Origin of the sequence: Pseudomonas sp. P5_109 (genome assembly GCF_034009455.1) — a bacterium.
GTDB lineage: Bacteria > Pseudomonadota > Gammaproteobacteria > Pseudomonadales > Pseudomonadaceae > Aquipseudomonas.
This window is the reverse complement of record NZ_CP125380.1, coordinates 5,899,081-5,917,093: the sequence shown is the minus strand read 5'-3', so window position 1 is coordinate 5,917,093 and position 18,013 is coordinate 5,899,081. Positions and strand designations below refer to the sequence as shown.

Sequence of the window (18,013 nt, the reverse complement as noted above, 5' to 3'; positions counted from 1 at the left end):
GGCTTGCTGGCGATGGCATCACCTCGGTCTGTCAGATCCACCGGGGTGATGCCATCGCCAGCAAGCCGGCTCCTACAGGAGCGGGGCGTTTTTCATACGGCCGAATCAAGCGTAGCTTTCGGTCTCGCTGCTGGCTTCAACCAGTTCCAGGGCAACGTTGTTCTGCGTGTTGATCTTGCGATACAGCGCAGCGTCGATTTCCAGGACTTTTTCCCGGGCCGGGAAGATCTCTGCCAGTTTGCCAGCCCATTCGCCCTTGGCCTTGGTCGGGAAGCATTTTTCGATCAGCTCGAGCATGATCGAAACGGTCACCGAGGCACCTGGCGAAGCGCCGAGCAGTGCCGCCAGGGAACCGTCCTTGGCCGCGACCAGTTCGGTACCGAATTGCAGGATGCCGCCTTTTTTCGGGTCTTTCTTGATGATTTGCACCCGTTGGCCGGCCACTTCCAGGCGCCAGTCTTCGGCTTTCGCCTCCGGGTAGAAGCGGCGCAGGGAATCCAGGCGCTGCTCCATCGACTGCATCACTTCGCTGACCAGGTACTTGGTCAGGTCCATGTTGTTTTTCGCCACGGCCAGCATCGGCCCGATGTTGCCGGCGCGAACCGACATCGGCAAGTCCATGAAGGAACCGTGCTTGAGGAACTTGGTGGTGAAACCGGCGTAGGGTCCGAACAGCAGGGACGTCTTGCCATCGACCACGCGGGTGTCCAGGTGCGGCACGGACATGGGCGGCGAACCCACGGCTGCCTGGCTGTACACCTTGGCCTGGTGGTGCTTGACCACTTCCGGGTTGTCGCAACGCAGCCACTGGCCGCTGATCGGGAAGCCGCCGAAGCCTTTGCTTTCTTCGATGCCCGAGGCTTGCAGCAACGGCAATGCCGCGCCGCCAGCGCCGAGGAAGACGAACTTGGCGTCGACTTCACGGGTGTTGCCGCTGTTGACGTCCTTGATGCTGACAGTCCAGCCGCCGTTGCTGCGCTTGAGGCCGGTCACGCGCTTGCAGTACTTGACCTGGGCATCGGGTGCGCTGGTCAGGTGCTTGAGCAACTGGTTGGTCAGGGCGCCGAAGTTGACGTCGGTGCCATTGATCACGCGGGTGGCGGCCAGGGTTTCGCCAGCGTCGCGGCCAGGCATCATCAATGGCATCCACTCTGCCATCTTTGCCTTGTCTTCGGTGTACTCCATGTCCGTGAAGGCGTGGTGCTTGCTCAGCACCTTGAAGCGTTCCTTGAGGAAGGACACGCCGCTGTCGCCTTGCACGAAACTCAGGTGTGGCACCGGGCTGATAAACGATTTGCACGAGCCGAACGTGCCTTTTTTGGTCAGGTACGACCAGAACTGCTTCGACACCTCGAATTGGGTGTTGATGTGCACGGCTTTCTTGATGTCGACGGCGCCATCGGCGGCCTGCGGCGTGTAGTTGAGCTCACACAGCCCGGCGTGACCGGTACCGGCGTTGTTCCACGGGTTGGAACTCTCCGCGGCACCGGAATCCATCAGCTCGACGACTTCCAGCTTGATCGCGGGGTCGAGCTCTTTGAGCAGTACCGCCAGGGTGGCACTCATGATGCCGGCCCCAACCAGTACTACGTCGACTGCTTCGTTATGCGCCATTTAACGCGTCTCCAAAATCTGCAGCACCAAATTGTCGGCATGGCTGCCAGGCGTTCCGGGGCGAGTCAGTGATGCCCCTCGAACTCATGGCAGTATCGCCATGTCCGAATCTTCGCAATTTATCGCAACTTCGACGGACGCTACCTGCCGGGCCTATGAGCCATATGAACTCATTTCAGCGCGCGGGAGGCAATTCGACTTATGGTCGATACATCCGTTTGTGCAACCAAATCCGTAGCGGACAGGCTTCAGGCTCCGGTGTTCGAGGAATACTCGGTCCTGTGTCGTTGGGCTGTTGTAGACGCTAATGGTGCATGTTCAGACGCAAAACTATTCATTTGCTCGCCACACTCTTGTGAAGTTGTGAAAACCCGTTTTTTTCACGCTCTTTTGAAGACGTGAACCTCAAAAAGGGCTGTCCCAGCCTGGCACCGTGCCCGAAAAACGGGCAGACAGCTCAGTGACCGAGCGTAATGACAGCTCTGCAGATTCGCGAAAAGTGGAGGTTTTGCTCAACAAAACAGCAAGCGCGCCAGCTTCACTCGATCTGTGTGGGCGGCTCTCTGTGGGCGGTGCGGGGTGTCAATACAAGCGCATTGACGATGCTGCGAGGCCCGATCAGGAGACGTCCTTATAATCGGGGGGAGATTGTATCTAAGAAACGCAGGGAAATGGTCGTGTTTAATGACTTTTATTAGGTGTTTGGTCAGGTTGTCAGCAGTTGCTGTGCACGTGAGCGTGGCTGCTGCTGTTGCGAGACGACGCGGGCGCCGGCTGGCAGCGGCTGATTCAGCCAGTTCAGACGGATCTCTTCGATTTCAACCCAGCCATCGCCCATGGGCTGGAGGCTGCACTGTTTGAAGGACTGGCAGTGGCCGTTGCGGTCGAGCAGGGCGAAGCAGCGATGCAGTGGGCGTGGCGCGAACAGGGAGATCAGATGGCGCATGGCGAAATACCGTGTGGGTGACTGCTGAGAAGATTGCCTTCAGGCCATTACGTGCAAGTGTAGGAGTGGTGACATCTGTGTGACAGGAACCGCATTTCCGAGGGGGTGTCAGAGATTTCATCAAACACTGTGCGGTGCTGGTTACCCGCAGTGGCGCACCGCTATACTGCCGGCCTGTTTGTGCCTGATTCTGGAGAGAAGAGCATGTTGCAACGCCTGTTGTTCGGTTTGATCACTGTGACCAGTTTGACCCTGGTTGGCTGCGCCCACAGCCCGCAACAACTGAGCCCGGAACCCAAGCTGACCGCCCAGTTGGCCCCGGTCGGCCATGGTCAGCCTGTCGTGGTGCGTGTAGTGGACGGTCGTCCGTCACCGACGCTGGGCACCCGTGGTGGCCTGTACCCGGAGACCAGCGCGATCACCGTGCAGGGCGCACAGATCCTGCCGAAGCTGCAGGCCCAGGCTGAGGCCGCCGTACGTCTGTTGGGCTTTACCCCGACGAACAATGCGATGAATGCACCGCAATTGACCGTGACCCTGGCAGAATTGAAGTACCAGTCGCCCAAGGAAGGCATGTACGTGACCGAAGCCACCATCGGCGCGACGTTCCGCTCCGATGTACAGAACGCCAACCGTCGCTACAGCGGCCGTTATGGTTCGTCCCTGGACCAGCGCTTCGGTATGGCGCCGAACCAGGAAACCAACACCAAGCTGGTCAGCGATGTGCTGAGCGATGCATTGACCCGCTTGTTCAAGGACCCGACCGTGGGTCAGATTCTCGGCGAATAATGCGAGCCCCTGTAGGAGCGAGCCTGCTCGCGATGGACTTGAGGGCGCCGTGGGGTATCAGATTCCCCGCGTAATCGTTAACGACCATCGCGAGCAGGCTCGCTCCTACAGGGGGCGTTGGTGTCACGCCGCCTGCGAGTAAAAGTCCAGCACGCTCACGCCCGTCAGCAAATCCGCCTCCGGTAAATCCGCATGCTGGTGGCCACCGAGGGCGCAATACACCAGCCAATGGCGGTCCTGAACGTTGAAAGCGAGGCTGCCGACGAGGGCCTGTTGTTCTTCGCTGGGGGTGATGAGGTAAAGACGATCCTGGTTTTCGGCGTGGAGCATGACGTAGTCCGTGTCGGTTTCGAGGCGCGCATGGTCGCCGATTCAGATGACGAAACCGTGACGCAGGACAGCCCTTGATCAATTGCTTTGTTATTTGTCGGAAACAGAGGGCAGGTGCGCAGGCTTTCGGTAGAATCCGCGCCGCGGTCGCCGGTCGGCACCTGCCATGCCTGTTTTGCCTGAGGTTTGTGATGTCGCTGCACTTGATGACGCTGTTTACCGCCCATCCCGCCAAATTGATCAATCTGCTGGCCTTGCTTTTTGCCTTCCCGGGCGGCTGGTTGCTGCACGCGACTCGACGCCGTGAAATGCGCGCGATGGCCAGTCTGCAGGCGCAGCGCCAGAGCAGCCCTAACGTAGAGCCCACGCTGGACTGGGCGACCTTGCGCATGAACCGGTTTTTCTACATCTTCGGTTTTGCCTGTATGGGTTTGGCGCTGCTGGTGTCGTGGATCAGTACTCAAGTCTGAAGTCCTGACGCAGCACCTGTGGCGAGGGGGCTTGCCCCCGTTGGGCTGCGAAGCGGCCCCAAGAAGCTTGCGACTGCTACGCAGCCGAACGGGGGCAAGCCCCCTCACCACAAGAGGGCGCCGTTTTCACATCTGGCGGAAACCGCTTACAGCGGCAAGCCAGCCTTCACCCGGTACTGATTGCGCACCGGCGTCGCATATTGCAGCACCAGGAATGGACGATGCTCTTCAGGGCAGGCGTCCAGGCGGCGTTGCCATTCTTCCTGGGCCTTGGCCAGTTCCTCGGCCGGGAACACTTGCGCGGCTTTCGGCACCTGCAACTGCGGATCAGCGTCTTTCCACTGCGCGTAAGCCAGGTAGTGCACCGGGAACAAGCGGTATCCGCTGAGGATTTGCTTGTCCATCTCGACGGCCAATTGCTTGGTGTCTTCGAACAGTTCGCTGATCGGCGCGGCAAAGTTCACATGCACCCGGCCCTTGTAGCCGGTGATGCCCTTGGCGATGCTCACGTCATCCTCGCCCGGTACCTTGGTGTAGCTGCCGGTGGTGGCGCGGATGTAAAGCTCGCGGGCCTTGGCCTGGTCGCACGGGTCGTATTCGTAGCTGATCGACACCGGGGTCAGGTTCAGCGACTGAATGACCTCGCCGAACGGCTCGTCCTTGCGGCTCATGTGGAACATCTTGAGGATCGCCGATTCGGTACGGTCGTCACCGTCCTTGGCGCGGCCTTCAGCCTGGGCGATCCAGATCGAGGCGCAATCGTTGCGGATCGAATGGTTGATGTACGCCGACAGCAGCTGATAAGCCGCCATTTTCTCCCGGCGACCGCTGATCGAGCGGTGCACGATGAAGCTCTTGTTCAGGCGCATCAGGTCGCTGACGAAAGGCTTTTGCAGCAGGTTGTCGCCAATGGCGATACGCGGGGTCGGCAGGCCGGCGTGGTACACGGCGTAGTTGACGAAGGCCGGGTCCATCACGATATCGCGGTGGTTGGCGATGAACAGGTAGGCACTGCCGGACTTGAATTGCTCCACCCCGGTATAGGTGACACCGTCGGTGGCGCGTTCGATGGTGTGGTCGACGTAAACCTCGACTTTGTCCTGTAACGTGGCCACACAGGTCACGCCGGCAAACTCACGGCGTAGCCGATGGGCTATAAGAGGTTTGAGCGCCCAGCCTAAAGCGCCGGCGAAACGCGGGAAGCGGAAGTGGGTGAGGATATCTAGAAACGCCTTGTCGCCAAGCAGCCGATCCAGCACCGCTGGGACTTCGCTGTCGTCGTAAGGTCGGATGGCATCGAATTCGCCCATCATGCTCTCTTGTTAGAAACGGCTAGGGTAAGTAAAGGTTCTGATAGAAAACCGGCGGGGCACGGTCTGAAAAAGTAGCCAGACAAAAATAGCCCTGTAAATAGACCGGCGATTATACGCACAAGTCACCTGGGAGACCGCGATGCTGGAAAACGCGCTGTATGAATGTCCGTATTGTGGTGAGGAAGTCGAGACGACAGTAGACCTGTCCGGTGGCGATCAGACCTACATCGAGGACTGTCAGGTGTGTTGTCGACCGATCACGTTTGTATTGCAGGTTCACGACGAGGACTGGTTTCTGGAAGTCTTCAGCGAAAACGAGTGAGGGGCGCCCATGCAGCGAATCTACGATCCGGAGAACCTGATGGAAGGCGAGTTGCTGCAAGGCATGCTCGCCAGCGAGGGCATCGAGGCGCATCTGGTGGGCCGTGATTTGCTCGGGGGCAGCGGCGAGTTGCCGATCTATGGCCTGCTCGGGCTGTCGGTCGATAACGACCAGGCCGAATACGCCCGTGAGCTGATCACCGCGTACAATGCAGCGCTGCCGCTGTCCGGCGATGAACCGGACAGCTATCCCGGCACGCTGGTCTGTTAGGCTGGCGTTCGATTGATCAAGAGCCGTGTTGCCCCATGTGTGGACGTTATGCCCTGTTTCGCTGGAATCCCGCCTTTGCGGCGCTGCCCGGTTTTCCCGCCGACCAACAGGCGCAGTGGAACATTTCCCCGAATGATTCGGTGTTGATGCTGCGAGCCGGGCCCGACGGCCAGCGCTCGCTGGCCCGCGCCCGTTGGGGCCTGACGCCACCCTGGCTGACCGACCTGTCCCGTACCCCGGCCCATGCCCGTGCCGAAACCGTTGCCGAGCAGCCAATGTTTCGCCAGGCCTTGCGCGAGCGCCGCTGCCTGTTGCCGGCCAATGGTTTCTACGAGTGGCGCGGCACGACGCGCAAGCGCCCGTACTGGCTGACACCGGGGGAGGGCTCGTCATTGTTCTTTGCGGCGATCTGGGAGGCGTATCCGGTGCAGGAGCAGGTGTGGCTGAGTACCGCCGTGATTACCCAACCGGCGGCGAGCCAGCGGCGGCCGTTGATTCTTGATGAGGCGGGGCAGGCCACGTGGCTGGATCCAGAGACGCCATTGCATGCTTTGCAGGCATTGCTGGCCAGTGAGCCTGCCGCGTTGCGCGAAAGGGTGCTGGCCAATATGGTGAATGATCCGAAGCTCAATGGGCCGGAGTGTTTGACCCCGGGTTGAGTTTTTTGGTGTCAGTGCTGGCCCATCGCTGGCAAGCCAGCTCCTACAGGTGTTCGCAAATCCCTTGTAGGAGCTGGCTTGCCAGCGATGAGGCCCTTGAATCAAACCCTGAACTGATTGATCAGCCGCCGTTGCTGCTCGGCCAGTTTGGTCAAGTCCGCACTGGCCGCACTCGACTCATCCGCGCCGCCGGCCACTTCATTGGCTACCTGGCCGATGTTGATCACGTTGCGGTTGATGTCGTCCGCCACCGCACTTTGCTCCTCGGCCGCGCTGGCAATCTGGGTGTTCATGTCGTTGATCACCGACACCGCCTGAGTAATGGTTTCCAACGCCTCGGCGGCCTTGGCCGCGTGCTGCACGCTTTCGTCCGTGCGGTTCTGGCTGTCTTCCATGACCCGCACCACATCCCGCGTGCCTTGCTGCAGTTGCTGGATCATTGTCTGGATTTCTTCGGTGGCCTTTTGCGTCTTCTGCGCCAGGTTGCGCACCTCGTCGGCTACCACGGCAAAACCTCGGCCCTGTTCACCGGCGCGGGCGGCCTCGATGGCGGCGTTTAAGGCCAGCAGGTTGGTCTGCTCGGCGATCCCGCGAATGGCGGTGAGGATGGCGTTGATGTTTTCGCTGTCCTTGGCCAGGGTTTGCACCACGCCCACGGCCCGGCCGATCTCCACGGCGAGGGCGCCGATCGAGTTCGAGGTGTCGCGCACGATCTGCATGCCCTGGCTGGCGGCCTGGTCGGCATGGCTAGCGGCCTGTGCGGCCTGGGTCGCATTGCGCGCCACGTCCTGGGCGGTGGCGGTCATTTCCTGCACAGCGGTGGCCACCTGATCGATCTCGGCCATCTGCTTGTGCACACCGGTGTTGGTGCGGATGGCGATGTCGGCGGTGTGTTCCGACGAATCGCTGACGCTCTGCACCGACGTCACCACCTGGGTGATCATCGCCTGCAACTTGGCCAGGAAGGTGTTGAAGCCTTTGGCGATCGAGCCCAGTTCGTCGGCGCGGTCGCTGGTCAGGCGCCGTGTCAGGTCACCTTCGCCCTGGGCGATATCGTCGAGCATGGCCACCATCTGCTTGAGTGGACGGGCGATGCCGTGGCCCACCAGCCAGATCACCAGCAAGCCGATACCGGCAATCACCAGGCCGACCATCGCCATGCCAAAGGTGTCGGATTTGCGTTGTGCGTCCAGGTCGGCCTGGAGTTTTTGCAGGTCGGCCATCACCGCGTTCAGTGGCAATTGCAGCATCAGGGTCCAGCGGGCGTCGGTCTGGCCGATGCCGAAAGGCAGGTACAGCTCGATCCGGTCCTGGGCCTTGTCGACGCTGTAGGTGACTTCGCCGCGCTTGAGATTGGCCATGTTGGCAATCTGCTTGCTGTCGAGGATGTCGCTGACCTTCTCGCCGAATTTGCTCGGATCCTTGGTGTAGGCAACGATCCGGCCATTGCCGCCAATCAGGGCCATTTCGCCTGCGCCGCTGTAGAGTTTCTGGTTGGCGCCCAGGAGCATTTCCTGGATGAAGTTCACCGACAGGTCGGCGCCGACGATGCCCTGGAAGGCGCCGTTGAGCATGATCGGTTCAATAAAGGAGGCGAGCATCACGATCTTGTCGCCGACCTTGTAAGGTGCCGGATCGATCACGCAGGATTTTTTGCTTTCTTTCGAGCACAGGTAGTATTCGCTGGCGCGCACGCCGGTGGACAGGGTCTTCTGGTCGTCGACGTCCACCAGTTTGTCCAGGCCCAGGGTGCCGTCGTCGTTGCGGAACCACCACGGCAGGAAGCGCCCGTTGGCGGCGTCGATGCCAACCACTTGAGTGCCGACGTAGGCCGCATCGTTGTGATCCAGTGCGTCCTTTTCCCAGCCGATGTAGGTGCCGAGGATTTTCGGGTTCTTGACCACGTTTTCCTTGATCAGGCCAATCAGTTGCTCGCGGCTGAGACTCAGCGAAGGCTGGCCATCGGCGCCCGGTGTGCCGATCAGGGCGTTGACCCGCACCAGTCCGCCTGCAATCAGCAGCGGTGCTTCGAGTTCGCGCTGGATCTGGCTGACCTGGGTTTGCGCCAGGGACGTCAGGCGTTGTTCGATGACTTGCTCGAATTGTGCCTGGGTCCGCTCCTGGACCATGTCTTGGGTCCGGGCGCCGGCAAACAGCGCGTACACCACCAGCGCTGCCACGACACTAAGGACAATGGCGCCGGCAAGGGCCGCCACGGAAAACTGGATCGACTTGAATTTCATGGGGGCTCCGCACGCGAAAGGACGTCTGCGGAGGTGTATCGGCAGGGTGGCGGGCGGGCATGAGCGCGGGTGACTGAAATGACCGTTTTTGCGTGCCGGATGTCGTAATTGAATCAATGCCCGGCGTGATGGGCCGCGGATTGTCGCCGTATGTGAATTTTTTTTTCTACGGGTGATGAGAGCTTTGTCCGAATTGCGCGTCTTACGTCCATTGTATCTGGCGTCGATACATATCCACGCCTAGGATACGCGGCAGGTTTTCAGGGAGTTTTTTGATGAACAAGATTTTGGTTGTCAGTGCACTGAGCGCGGCGCTGCTGCTCACCGGTTGCCAGTCGGTCAATACCACCAGCGGTGGTGCCGTAGGCGTTGAGCGCAAGCAGTACATGTTCAGCATGTTATCCGCGCAAGAGGTCGACCAGATGTACGCCCAGTCCTATCAGAAGACTGTGGGCGAGGCGTCCAGCAAGGGTGTGCTGGACAAGACCAGCAATGATGCCAAGCGGGTTCAGGCGATTGCCGATCGGCTGATTGCCCAGGCGCCGAACTTCCGCCCGGACGCGGCCCAGTGGAAGTGGGAAGTCAACCTGATCAAGAGTGATGAGCTCAACGCCAACTGCGGCCCTGGCGGCAAGATCATCTTTTACACCGGGTTGATCGACAAACTGCAGCTGACCGACGATGAAATCGCCGCGATCATGGGTCATGAAATCGCCCACGCCCTGCGCGAACACGGTCGTGAAGCGATGTCCAAGGCTTACGGCATCGAAATGGCCAAGCAGGGCGCCGGTGCGTTGCTCGGGTTGGGGCAGGACAGCCTGGCCCTGGCCGATACCGTGGCCAACTACGGTATGACCTTGCCCAACAGCCGCGCCAATGAAAACGAAGCGGACCTGATCGGCCTGGAATTGGCAGCCCGCGCTGGCTACAACCCGAATGCCGCGATCACCTTGTGGAACAAGATGAGCAAGGTCTCGGAAGGTGCGCCACCGGAGTTCATGAGCACTCACCCGGCGTCGGCGAGCCGTATTGCGGCGTTGCAGGCGGCGATTCCGAAAGTCATGCCTTTGTATGAGCAGGCCAAGAAGTCCTGATGGTTATGTGGTGAGGCCGCTGGCCTCTTCGCGAGCAAGCCCGCTCCCACACTGAGTCTCCTTTGACTGCAAATTTTGTATGCACTGGAGATCCAATGTGGGAGCGGGCTTGCTCGCGAAGAACGATAACGCGGTCTATCGACCTAAACCGTCAAACCCACCCGCTGCTCTGCATCGCCTTGTACACCGCGACAATCGCCAGGATGAAGAACGCCGACGCTGCCAATCGACGGATCAGGGTCAACGGTAGTTTGTCCGCGGCAAAGTTACCCGCCAGAACCACCGGTACGTTGGCAATCAGCATGCCGAGGGTGGTACCGATGATCACCAGCCACAACTCCGGATATTGCGCAGCCAGCATCACGGTCGCGATCTGCGTCTTGTCGCCGATTTCCGCCAGGAAGAACGCGATCAGCGTGGTCAGGAACGGCCCGAACTTGCGGGCGGTGCTGGCTTCGTCGTCATCCATCTTGTCCGGCACCAGGGTCCACAGGGCGGTCGCGGCGAAGCTCGCGGCGAGGATCCAGTGCAGCATCGTATCCGAGAAGAAACTGCCGACCCAGGCGCCAACTGCACCGGCGGCCGCGTGGTTGGCCAGGGTCGCGGCGACGATACCGGCAATGATTGGCCAGGGCTTGCGGAAGCGGGCAGCGAGAATGAGCGCGAGCAGCTGCGTCTTGTCGCCGATTTCGGCCAAGGCAACGATTGCGGTGGGTACGAGTAGTGAATCCAGCATCAGGGTTTTCCTAAGGGGCGGGTCGACACGGCTATGACACGTACAGCCTTCCCGCCCCGGGTAAGGTGTTCGTGTCATAGGTCTTGTCAAACCCTGCGATCCATCTGGTGTGGATGCTTGGGTCGCATGCGCCATGGTCTGAGGACCAAGTATGTTGACGCATGCCGGACGAGCGTGGCGCTCGTGGGAGACTACTCCCCTAGGACGGAGCGGATTCTGCCTAGGCAAAATCCATTCGGCAAGCCTTCTTTTTCAGAAAAAGCTCAACCGCGTTTAGCCCGGTAGATCCGGAAACCCTGTCCTTCGGCCTTGATCGCACACACGCCGAGGTGCTCTTCGATCAGCGGTTGATACTTCAGGAAGCTGTTCGCTACCAGGCGCAGTTCGCCGCCGTTTTTCAGATGTTTGGCTGCTTTTCGCAGCAAGTTTTCCGTTGCGAAATAGTCGGTGTGCACGCCGACATGGAACGGCGGGTTGCTCAGGATCGCACTCAAACCCATAGGCGCGGCATCGATTCCGTCACCGGTAATTACCTCGGCTTCCAGACCATTGGCCGCCAGGGTCAGGCGACTGCTGGCAGCGGCAAAGGCATCCACATCCAGCAAAGTGACCTGGTTGTGCGGGTAACGACGTTTCACCGCCGCGCCCAGAACCCCTGCGCCGCAACCGAAATCGAGCAAGTGACCGCTGGGCAATTTGTCCAGATGCTCCAGCAGCAGCGCGCTGCCGCGATCGAGGCGACCATGGCTGAACACCCCCGGCAGGCTGATGACCTTCAACGGGCCTTCGGCCAATGGCAGTTCGTAGGTTTGCGCCAGGCTTTCCAGCGGTTTGGCTTCAGGCGCGTTGGCCACGGTGACCAGCCAGAGCTGGCAGTGGCGCGCGCTGTCGAGTTTGCGCGGCTTGCCGAACGGGTTGAGTTGTTTGGCGGCACCTTCGATGCCGCTTTTTTTCTCGCCGACCAGGTACAGCTCGCGGCCGGCCAGCCGCGAGGCGAGGGCGTTGAGGATGTAATCGGTCAGGTCCTTGGCCTTGGGCAGAAACACCACGGCGGCATCGAACGAGCGCTCGGGCGCATTCACGCCAAAATGGCTGCGCTCGGCGAAGCGGGCGTCCAGCGCGGCCTGATCGCCGGCGTGCCAGCACCAGCCATGAGCTTCGGGCAGACGGCCCAGCAGGTCGTCGGCGGGCAAACCGGCCAACAACACCGAACCCTGGAATAACTCGGCCTGACGAAGCAGTACTTCACTGCGCGGATCCATAACTGCTCCCGTGAAAAAAAAGTGCCGCAGTTTATCAACTGACGACCCGCAGCGCCTTACCGCTGAAGTATCCCAGTGCGTTTTCGGTCACTTGACCGACGATTCGCTGGCGCGCTTCGCGGCTGCCCCAGGCGTTGTGCGGGGTGACGATCAGACGCGGGATATCGTGGGCCAGCAGCGGATTGCCATGGATGGGCGGTTCAACGCTCAGCACGTCAGTGGCAGCGCCGCCCAGATGCCCGTTGCGCAAAGCATCGGCCAGGGCCTGTTCGTCGATCAGGCCTCCGCGGGCGGTGTTGACCACGAACGCGCCGGGCTTCATCGAGGCCAGTTCACGGGCGCCGATGAAGTGGCGGGTGTGTTCGTTGAGCGGGCAGTGCAGGGTCAGGGCGTCGATTTGCGGCAGCAGTTCATCCAGTGGCATGCGGTCCGGCCGGGCAGGGCGTCCGGGAATTTGCCCCAGCACAACGCGCATGCCGAAGGCTTCGGCCAGCCGTGCAACCGCGCCGCCCAGTTCACCGTGGCCCAGCAGTCCGAGGGTTTTGCCTTCGAGTTCGACAATCGGGTAATCCAGCAAGCAGAACTGCTTGGCCTGCTGCCAGCGACCTGCGCCGACGGCCTTTTGATAATCGGCCAGGCGCGTGGCCAGGTTGAGCAGCAGCATGATCGTGTGCTGCGCCACCGACGGTGTGCCGTAGCCCTGGCAGTTGCACACGGTGATTCCATGGGCTCGGGCGGCGGCGAGGTCGACGTTGTTGGTGCCGGTCGCGGTGATCAGGATCAGCTTGAGATCAGGGCTGGCGGCCATGGCGGCGGCATCGATCAGGATCTTGTTGCTGATGGCGACAGTGGCGCCCTTGAGGTGTTCGATGACTTGATCGGGCAGGGTCTGGGCGAACAGCTGCAAATCGCTGAAACAACTGCGCAGCGGGTTGAGGTCAAGGTCGCCGAGGTCCAGGGACGGGTGGTCGAGGAAAACGGCGCGGTGAGTGTTCGTCATCAACTGTACCTTTTGTGCATTGAACTGAAGGCGTAATCTGCCGAGCCTACCAGATGAAATAACTGTGGCGAGGGGGCTTGTCGGATCGCCGCACCGCCCCGTTGGGGCGCGAAGCGGCCCCCTTAACGCTGGTTTTGTCAGGTGTACCTGATGGACCGGTTTTGCGACTGCTGCGCAGTCGAACGGGGGCGAGCCCCCTCGCCACAGGTGTGATGGATGCCTCGGACTTTTTATTGATTGGCCTACCCCTAAAGGAGCCCCACATGTACTGGACAGAGTTCTTGACCGTTGCCCTGATTCACTTGCTGGCCGTGGCCAGCCCCGGCCCGGACTTTGCCGTGGTGGTACGTGAAAGTGTTACCCATGGTCGCCGCGCGGGCACCTGGACCGCACTGGGTGTGGGCACGGCGATTTTCCTGCACGTGGGTTACTCGCTGTTGGGTATCGGCCTGATCGTGTCCCAGTCGATCGTGCTGTTCAATGCCTTGAAGTGGGCCGCCGCCGCTTACCTGCTGTACATCGGTTACAAGGCACTGCGCGCGCAGCCGGCCAAGCCTGTGGCGGACGATCTGCACAAGGAAGCCGGCGAGCGCACGGCCCGCGGCGCCTTCACCTCGGGTTTCGTCACCAACGGCCTCAACCCGAAAGCCACATTGTTCTTCCTCTCGTTGTTCACCGTGGTGATCAACCCGCACACGCCGCTGGCCGTGCAGGCCGGTTACGGGGTTTATCTGGCCGCCGCGACAGCCGCCTGGTTCTGCCTGGTGGCGATGTTGTTCAGCCAGCAGCGCGTACGCGCCGGTTTTGCGCGCATGGGGCATTGGTTCGACCGGACCATGGGCGCGGTGCTGATTGCGATCGGCGTGAAGCTGGCGTTCACCGAGATGCATTGATTGCGCTGAGCACAAAGTACATCGAACAGCGCGAATGCTGGCTCAAAGCCAGTATTCACGCGGCTCTACAAATCATTCCTTTGGCTGATTTGGCTGACGATCAAGGGCACTACAGTGCGTACTTTCAGTCACGTCCGTGCAGTCAGAAAAAGGGATTCTTATGTTGCAGACTCGCGTTATCCCCCCGGCCGAAGGCGCATACCAGTACCCGCTGCTGATCAAGCGGCTGCTGATGTCCGGTGCCCGTTATGAGAAAACCCGCGAGATCATCTACCGCGACAAGTTGCGCTACAGCTACCCGACCCTGATCGAACGGGTGGCCCGCCTGGCCAACGTGCTGACAGCGGCCGGGGTCAAGCCTGGGGATGCCGTGGGTGTGATGGACTGGGACAGCCATCGTTACCTGGAATGCATGTTCGCCATCCCGATGATCGGTGCGGTGATCCACACCATCAACGTGCGCCTGTCGCCGGAACAGATCCTCTACACCATGAACCACGCCGAGGACCGCTTTGTGCTGGTCAACAGCGAGTTCGTCGGCCTCTACAAGGCGATCGAGGGGCAACTGACCACGGTCGACAAGACCCTGCTGCTGACTGACCTGCCGGAAAAAACCGCGGACCTGCCGAACCTTGTCGGCGAATACGAACAACTGCTGGCCGCGGCGAGCCCGCAGTACGATTTCCAGGATTTCGACGAAAACTCGGTCGCGACCACGTTCTATACCACCGGCACCACCGGCAATCCCAAAGGTGTGTACTTCACCCATCGGCAACTGGTGCTGCACACCATGGGTGTGTCGACCATCATGGGCGCGATCGACAGTGTGCGCCTGCTGGGCACCAACGATGTGTACATGCCGATCACCCCGATGTTCCACGTGCACGCGTGGGGCTTGCCGTATGTGGCGACCATGCTCGGGCTCAAACAGGTGTACCCCGGCCGCTATGACCCGGAATACCTGGTGGAGTTGTGGCGCAAGGAGAAGGTCACGTTCTCCCATTGCGTGCCGACCATTTTGCAGATGGTCCTCAATGCCAAGGCCGCGCAGAACCTCGACTTCGGCGGCTGGAAAATCGTCATCGGCGGCAGCGCCCTGAACCGCACGTTGTACGAGGCTGCCAAGGCCAAGGGCATTCAGTTGACCGCCGCCTACGGCATGTCGGAAACCGGGCCACTGGTGTCGTGCGCGCACTTGAACGATGAGTTGATGGCCGGCACCGAAGACGAACGCACCACCTACCGGATCAAGGCCGGCGTGCCTGGTCCTTTGGTGGAGGCGGCGATCGTCGACACCGAGGGCAACTTCCTGCCCGCTGACGGCGAGACCCAGGGCGAGCTGGTACTACGCGCGCCATGGCTGACCGAGGGGTATTTCAACGAGCCGCAGAAGGGTGCCGAACTCTGGGCCGGTGGCTGGCTGCACACGGGTGATGTGGCGACCCTCGACAGCATGGGCGTGATCGACATTCGTGACCGGATCAAGGACGTGATCAAGACCGGTGGCGAGTGGATCTCCTCCCTGGACCTGGAAGACCTGATCAGCCGTCATGCGGCGGTACGTGAAGTAGCAGTGGTGGGGATCCCCGATCCGCAGTGGGGCGAGCGGCCGTTTGCCCTGCTGGTAGTCCGTGAAGGTCATGTAATCGGGGCCCGGGAACTCAAGGAACACCTCAAGCCGTTTGTGGAGTTGGGGCACTTGAGCAAGTGGGCAATTCCAAGCCAGATCGCCCTTGTTACTGAAATTCCCAAGACCAGCGTTGGCAAGCTCGACAAGAAGCGCATTCGTGTCGACATCAGCGAATGGCAGGCCACCAACAGCACCTTCCTCTCGACGCTTTAAGTGCCTCCTGGCGTGCCCGAAATGGCACGCCAGGCCCACCAAGCAAGCGCTTGGCTTGTCAAATCGAAATTTTCAGCCATCCTTGCCGTGCCGACGGGTGTCGGACTGGCGAAAGGACTGTTCCAGAGTGGCTGGCAGCTGCAAATCACACTTTAGAGGGATCAAGCGCTACTACCTGCTGGCTATAGTCCGCTCAAGGATTTTTAAGAACGGGGCAACCGCACGAACCGGGGCGATGCAACTTTGGAAAGACTTTGGGATGCCATGGCTCCCGGTTATCCACAGCGTTTTTAGAAGTGCTCATGCCATAACAATAAAATGCACATGGAGTAGCGTCGATGACATCAGTAAACCAGTTCTGGCGCCGGGCGAAACTGCCCCTGGCTGTCAGTCTTGCCTCTACGCTCGCCGGGCCAGCATTCGGCGTCAGTTTCAACGTCGGTGAAATCGAAGGTCAGTTCGACTCATCCCTCTCGATTGGTGCCAGTTGGTCTACCGAGCAGCCGAACAAGAACCTCATTGGTGTCAACAACGGCGGCAAGGGTCTGTCCCAGACTTCTGATGACGGTCACCTGAACTTCAAGAGCGGGGAAACCTTCTCGAAGATCTTCAAGGGCATCCATGACCTTGAACTGAAATACGGCGATACCGGTGTTTTCGTCCGTGGCAAATACTGGTACGACTTTGAACTGAAGGACGAAAGCCGTCCGTTCAAGGACATCAGCGACGAGGGCCGCAAGGAAGGCGCCAAGTCCGCCGGCGGCCAGATCCTCGACGCCTTCGTCTACCACAACTACTCCATTGCCGATCAACCAGGCTCCGTGCGTCTGGGCAAGCAGGTCGTGAGCTGGGGTGAAAGTACCTTCATCGGTGGCGGCATCAACTCGATCAACCCGATCGACGTGTCCGCATTCCGTCGCCCGGGTGCCGAGATCAAGGAAGGCCTGATCCCGGTCAACATGTTCTATGTGTCCCAGAGCCTGACTGAAAACCTCTCGGCCGAAGCGTTCTATCAAATTGAATGGGACCAGACTGTCGTCGACAACTGCGGCACGTTCTTCTCCCAGCCGGACATCGTTGCCGACGGCTGCGACAACAATCTGCGCGTGCTGAACAAACGCTCGCAAATTCCGGCCATTGCCCTGGGGCCTCTTGCCGCCAACGGCGTTGACGTCAACGAAGAAGGTGTTCTGGTGCGTCGCGGCCCGGATCGCGATGCCCGCGACAGCGGTCAGTGGGGTGCGTCTTTCAAGTACATGTTTGATCCGCTGGACACCGAGTTCGGCGCCTACTTCATGAACTACCACAGCCGTGCGCCGATCTTCAGCGCCACCGGCGCGCCGCAATCGGTCTACAACACCGCACGCGCGCTGCCCGGCCCGTTCGCGGCACTTGGCCCACTGCTGGTGGCGGGTAACTCGCAATACTTCATCGAGTACCCGGAAGACATCCGTCTGTATGGCTTGAGCTTCTCCACCACCCTGCCTACCGGTACGGCGTGGAGTGGTGAGATCAGCTACCGACCGAACGCTCCGGTGCAGCTCAACTCCACCGACATCCTGTTCGCCGGTGTTCGTCCATTGGGCGGCTCCCTGAGCAACGCCTCGCTGCTCAACGGCGTGCCTGGCCAGGACCTGCACGGGTATAACCGCAAGGAAATCACCCAGTTCCAGACTACCCTGACGCACTTCTTCGATCAGGTCATGGGCGCCAGCCGTCTGACCCTGGTAGGTGAAGTGGGCGTGACCCATGTCGGCGGGCTGGAAAGCTCTTCCGATGTCCGTTACGGCCGTGACCCGGTCTACGGCCCTGGCGAGTTGCCGGCGACCGGTGGGCAGAATACCTGCGTTGCACTCAACAACAGCACCATCAACGGTGCCGGCCCGGGCACGCCGAGGAACAACCTCAGCCGCAACTGCACCGACGAAGGCTTCACCACCGCGACTTCGTGGGGCTACCGCGGCCGCGCCATCTGGGAATACAACGACGTGTTTGCCGGTGTGAACCTCAAGCCGAACGTTGCCTGGTCCCATGACGTGAGCGGTTACTCCCCTGGTCCTGGCGGCAACTTCGAGGAAGGCCGTAAAGCGGTGAGCCTGGGTGTCGATGCCGAGTACCAGAACACCTACACCGCGAGCCTGGCCTACACCAACTTCTTCGACGGCAAGTACACCACCGTGGATGACCGCGACTTCGTTGCGCTCAGCCTCGGCGTGAACTTCTAAGCAC

At 60.6% G+C, this 18,013-nt stretch carries 17 protein-coding genes, 1 pseudogene and 1 riboswitch; of the genes and pseudogenes, 9 read left to right on the top strand and 9 right to left on the bottom strand.

The window, feature by feature from the left end; translation table 11 throughout:
- Window positions 1–105: 105 nt before the first annotated feature.
- Window positions 106–1,614 (bottom strand): malate dehydrogenase (quinone), encoded by a 1,509-nt coding sequence (mqo, locus tag QMK54_RS26205; RefSeq protein WP_320401572.1) that lies wholly within the window; start codon window positions 1,612–1,614, stop codon window positions 106–108.
- 706 nt (window positions 1,615–2,320) lie between these two features.
- Window positions 2,321–2,560, bottom strand: a complete 240-nt coding sequence (locus QMK54_RS26200; RefSeq protein ID WP_320401571.1) for a hypothetical protein — start codon at window positions 2,558–2,560, stop codon at window positions 2,321–2,323.
- Window positions 2,561–2,764: 204 nt separating this feature from the next.
- Here QMK54_RS26200 and QMK54_RS26195 point away from each other — a divergent pair, with 204 nt between their 5' ends.
- Window positions 2,765–3,349 carry a YajG family lipoprotein gene (locus QMK54_RS26195; RefSeq protein WP_007973847.1) on the top strand — a complete coding sequence of 195 codons (585 nt, stop codon included), beginning with the start codon at window positions 2,765–2,767 and terminating at the stop codon, window positions 3,347–3,349.
- A 123-nt stretch (window positions 3,350–3,472) separates the two neighbouring features.
- Here QMK54_RS26195 and QMK54_RS26190 read toward each other — a convergent pair whose 3' ends face one another.
- Window positions 3,473–3,679, bottom strand: a complete 207-nt coding sequence (locus QMK54_RS26190; protein WP_033052291.1) for a hypothetical protein — start codon at window positions 3,677–3,679, stop codon at window positions 3,473–3,475.
- A 191-nt stretch (window positions 3,680–3,870) separates the two neighbouring features.
- On the opposite strand from QMK54_RS26190, the gene QMK54_RS26185 reads away from it, so the two are divergent.
- Window positions 3,871–4,149 (top strand): hypothetical protein, encoded by a 279-nt coding sequence (locus tag QMK54_RS26185; RefSeq protein WP_223588416.1) that lies wholly within the window; start codon window positions 3,871–3,873, stop codon window positions 4,147–4,149.
- A gap of 146 nt (window positions 4,150–4,295) precedes the next feature.
- Here the strand turns inward: QMK54_RS26185 and QMK54_RS26180 are convergent, their stop codons facing one another.
- Window positions 4,296–5,459 (bottom strand): 1-acyl-sn-glycerol-3-phosphate acyltransferase, encoded by a 1,164-nt coding sequence (locus QMK54_RS26180; protein ID WP_181432077.1) that lies wholly within the window; start codon window positions 5,457–5,459, stop codon window positions 4,296–4,298.
- 142 nt (window positions 5,460–5,601) lie between these two features.
- On the opposite strand from QMK54_RS26180, the gene QMK54_RS26175 reads away from it, so the two are divergent.
- From QMK54_RS26175 to QMK54_RS26165, 3 genes are read left to right on the top strand one after another with little or no spacing between them, the layout of a single operon-like run.
- Window positions 5,602–5,784, top strand: a complete 183-nt coding sequence (locus tag QMK54_RS26175; protein ID WP_320401570.1) for a CPXCG motif-containing cysteine-rich protein — start codon at window positions 5,602–5,604, stop codon at window positions 5,782–5,784.
- Between the two features lie 9 nt (window positions 5,785–5,793).
- Window positions 5,794–6,054, top strand: coding sequence for a putative signal transducing protein (locus tag QMK54_RS26170; RefSeq protein WP_160390402.1), 261 nt, complete (start codon window positions 5,794–5,796; stop codon window positions 6,052–6,054).
- Between the two features lie 35 nt (window positions 6,055–6,089).
- The gene (locus QMK54_RS26165; protein WP_110660668.1) at window positions 6,090–6,713 is read left to right on the top strand and encodes an SOS response-associated peptidase; all 624 of its coding nucleotides are present in this window, start codon (window positions 6,090–6,092) and stop codon (window positions 6,711–6,713) included.
- A gap of 101 nt (window positions 6,714–6,814) precedes the next feature.
- On the opposite strand, the gene QMK54_RS31315 is transcribed toward QMK54_RS26165, so the two are convergent.
- Window positions 6,815–7,558, bottom strand: coding sequence for a methyl-accepting chemotaxis protein (locus tag QMK54_RS31315; RefSeq protein WP_413787378.1), 744 nt, complete (start codon window positions 7,556–7,558; stop codon window positions 6,815–6,817).
- A gap of 111 nt (window positions 7,559–7,669) precedes the next feature.
- Window positions 7,670–7,867, bottom strand: a pseudogene (locus QMK54_RS31310) (HAMP domain-containing protein); the annotation flags it as partial.
- A 1,364-nt stretch (window positions 7,868–9,231) separates the two neighbouring features.
- Here QMK54_RS31310 and QMK54_RS26155 point away from each other — a divergent pair.
- Window positions 9,232–10,050 carry a M48 family metallopeptidase gene (locus QMK54_RS26155; RefSeq protein WP_110660670.1) on the top strand — a complete coding sequence of 273 codons (819 nt, stop codon included), beginning with the start codon at window positions 9,232–9,234 and terminating at the stop codon, window positions 10,048–10,050.
- 151 nt (window positions 10,051–10,201) lie between these two features.
- On the opposite strand, the gene QMK54_RS26150 is transcribed toward QMK54_RS26155, so the two are convergent.
- The 3 genes from QMK54_RS26150 to QMK54_RS26140 form a co-directional block, all read right to left on the bottom strand.
- Window positions 10,202–10,786, bottom strand: a complete 585-nt coding sequence (locus QMK54_RS26150) for a TMEM165/GDT1 family protein (protein WP_008016665.1) — start codon at window positions 10,784–10,786, stop codon at window positions 10,202–10,204.
- A gap of 89 nt (window positions 10,787–10,875) precedes the next feature.
- A riboswitch (yybP-ykoY riboswitch) is annotated at window positions 10,876–10,998 on the bottom strand.
- 51 nt (window positions 10,999–11,049) lie between these two features.
- A complete protein-coding gene (locus tag QMK54_RS26145) occupies window positions 11,050–12,048 on the bottom strand; it encodes a class I SAM-dependent methyltransferase (protein ID WP_110660671.1) in 999 nt (332 codons plus the stop codon).
- A 34-nt stretch (window positions 12,049–12,082) separates the two neighbouring features.
- The gene (locus tag QMK54_RS26140; RefSeq protein WP_110660672.1) at window positions 12,083–13,048 is read right to left on the bottom strand and encodes a 2-hydroxyacid dehydrogenase; all 966 of its coding nucleotides are present in this window, start codon (window positions 13,046–13,048) and stop codon (window positions 12,083–12,085) included.
- 263 nt (window positions 13,049–13,311) lie between these two features.
- Here QMK54_RS26140 and QMK54_RS26135 point away from each other — a divergent pair, with 263 nt between their 5' ends.
- From QMK54_RS26135 to QMK54_RS26125, 3 genes are all read left to right on the top strand, one after another.
- Window positions 13,312–13,941, top strand: a complete 630-nt coding sequence (locus QMK54_RS26135; protein WP_110658928.1) for a LysE family translocator — start codon at window positions 13,312–13,314, stop codon at window positions 13,939–13,941.
- Between the two features lie 160 nt (window positions 13,942–14,101).
- The gene (locus QMK54_RS26130; RefSeq protein ID WP_223588423.1) at window positions 14,102–15,784 is read left to right on the top strand and encodes a fatty acid--CoA ligase; all 1,683 of its coding nucleotides are present in this window, start codon (window positions 14,102–14,104) and stop codon (window positions 15,782–15,784) included.
- A gap of 338 nt (window positions 15,785–16,122) precedes the next feature.
- On the top strand, window positions 16,123–18,009 hold the full coding sequence (locus QMK54_RS26125) for a DUF1302 domain-containing protein (protein WP_110658932.1): 1,887 nt from the start codon (window positions 16,123–16,125) through the stop codon (window positions 18,007–18,009).
- The last annotated feature ends 4 nt before the right edge of the window (window positions 18,010–18,013 follow it).

What these genes read in the sequence shown, in the direction of transcription:
- mqo (WP_320401572.1), bottom strand. Translation starts at nt 1,614, where the DNA reads ATGGCGCATAACGAAGCAGTCGACGTAGTACTGGTTGGGGCCGGCATC.
- QMK54_RS26200 (WP_320401571.1), bottom strand. Translation starts at nt 2,560, where the DNA reads ATGCGCCATCTGATCTCCCTGTTCGCGCCACGCCCACTGCATCGCTGC.
- QMK54_RS26195 (WP_007973847.1), top strand. Translation starts at nt 2,765, where the DNA reads ATGTTGCAACGCCTGTTGTTCGGTTTGATCACTGTGACCAGTTTGACC.
- QMK54_RS26190 (WP_033052291.1), bottom strand. Translation starts at nt 3,679, where the DNA reads ATGCTCCACGCCGAAAACCAGGATCGTCTTTACCTCATCACCCCCAGC.
- QMK54_RS26185 (WP_223588416.1), top strand. Translation starts at nt 3,871, where the DNA reads ATGTCGCTGCACTTGATGACGCTGTTTACCGCCCATCCCGCCAAATTG.
- QMK54_RS26180 (WP_181432077.1), bottom strand. Translation starts at nt 5,459, where the DNA reads ATGGGCGAATTCGATGCCATCCGACCTTACGACGACAGCGAAGTCCCA.
- QMK54_RS26175 (WP_320401570.1), top strand. Translation starts at nt 5,602, where the DNA reads ATGCTGGAAAACGCGCTGTATGAATGTCCGTATTGTGGTGAGGAAGTC.
- QMK54_RS26170 (WP_160390402.1), top strand. Translation starts at nt 5,794, where the DNA reads ATGCAGCGAATCTACGATCCGGAGAACCTGATGGAAGGCGAGTTGCTG.
- QMK54_RS26165 (WP_110660668.1), top strand. Translation starts at nt 6,090, where the DNA reads ATGTGTGGACGTTATGCCCTGTTTCGCTGGAATCCCGCCTTTGCGGCG.
- QMK54_RS31315 (WP_413787378.1), bottom strand. Translation starts at nt 7,558, where the DNA reads ATGGCCGAGATCGATCAGGTGGCCACCGCTGTGCAGGAAATGACCGCC.
- QMK54_RS26155 (WP_110660670.1), top strand. Translation starts at nt 9,232, where the DNA reads ATGAACAAGATTTTGGTTGTCAGTGCACTGAGCGCGGCGCTGCTGCTC.
- QMK54_RS26150 (WP_008016665.1), bottom strand. Translation starts at nt 10,786, where the DNA reads ATGCTGGATTCACTACTCGTACCCACCGCAATCGTTGCCTTGGCCGAA.
- QMK54_RS26145 (WP_110660671.1), bottom strand. Translation starts at nt 12,048, where the DNA reads ATGGATCCGCGCAGTGAAGTACTGCTTCGTCAGGCCGAGTTATTCCAG.
- QMK54_RS26140 (WP_110660672.1), bottom strand. Translation starts at nt 13,048, where the DNA reads ATGACGAACACTCACCGCGCCGTTTTCCTCGACCACCCGTCCCTGGAC.
- QMK54_RS26135 (WP_110658928.1), top strand. Translation starts at nt 13,312, where the DNA reads ATGTACTGGACAGAGTTCTTGACCGTTGCCCTGATTCACTTGCTGGCC.
- QMK54_RS26130 (WP_223588423.1), top strand. Translation starts at nt 14,102, where the DNA reads ATGTTGCAGACTCGCGTTATCCCCCCGGCCGAAGGCGCATACCAGTAC.
- QMK54_RS26125 (WP_110658932.1), top strand. Translation starts at nt 16,123, where the DNA reads ATGACATCAGTAAACCAGTTCTGGCGCCGGGCGAAACTGCCCCTGGCT.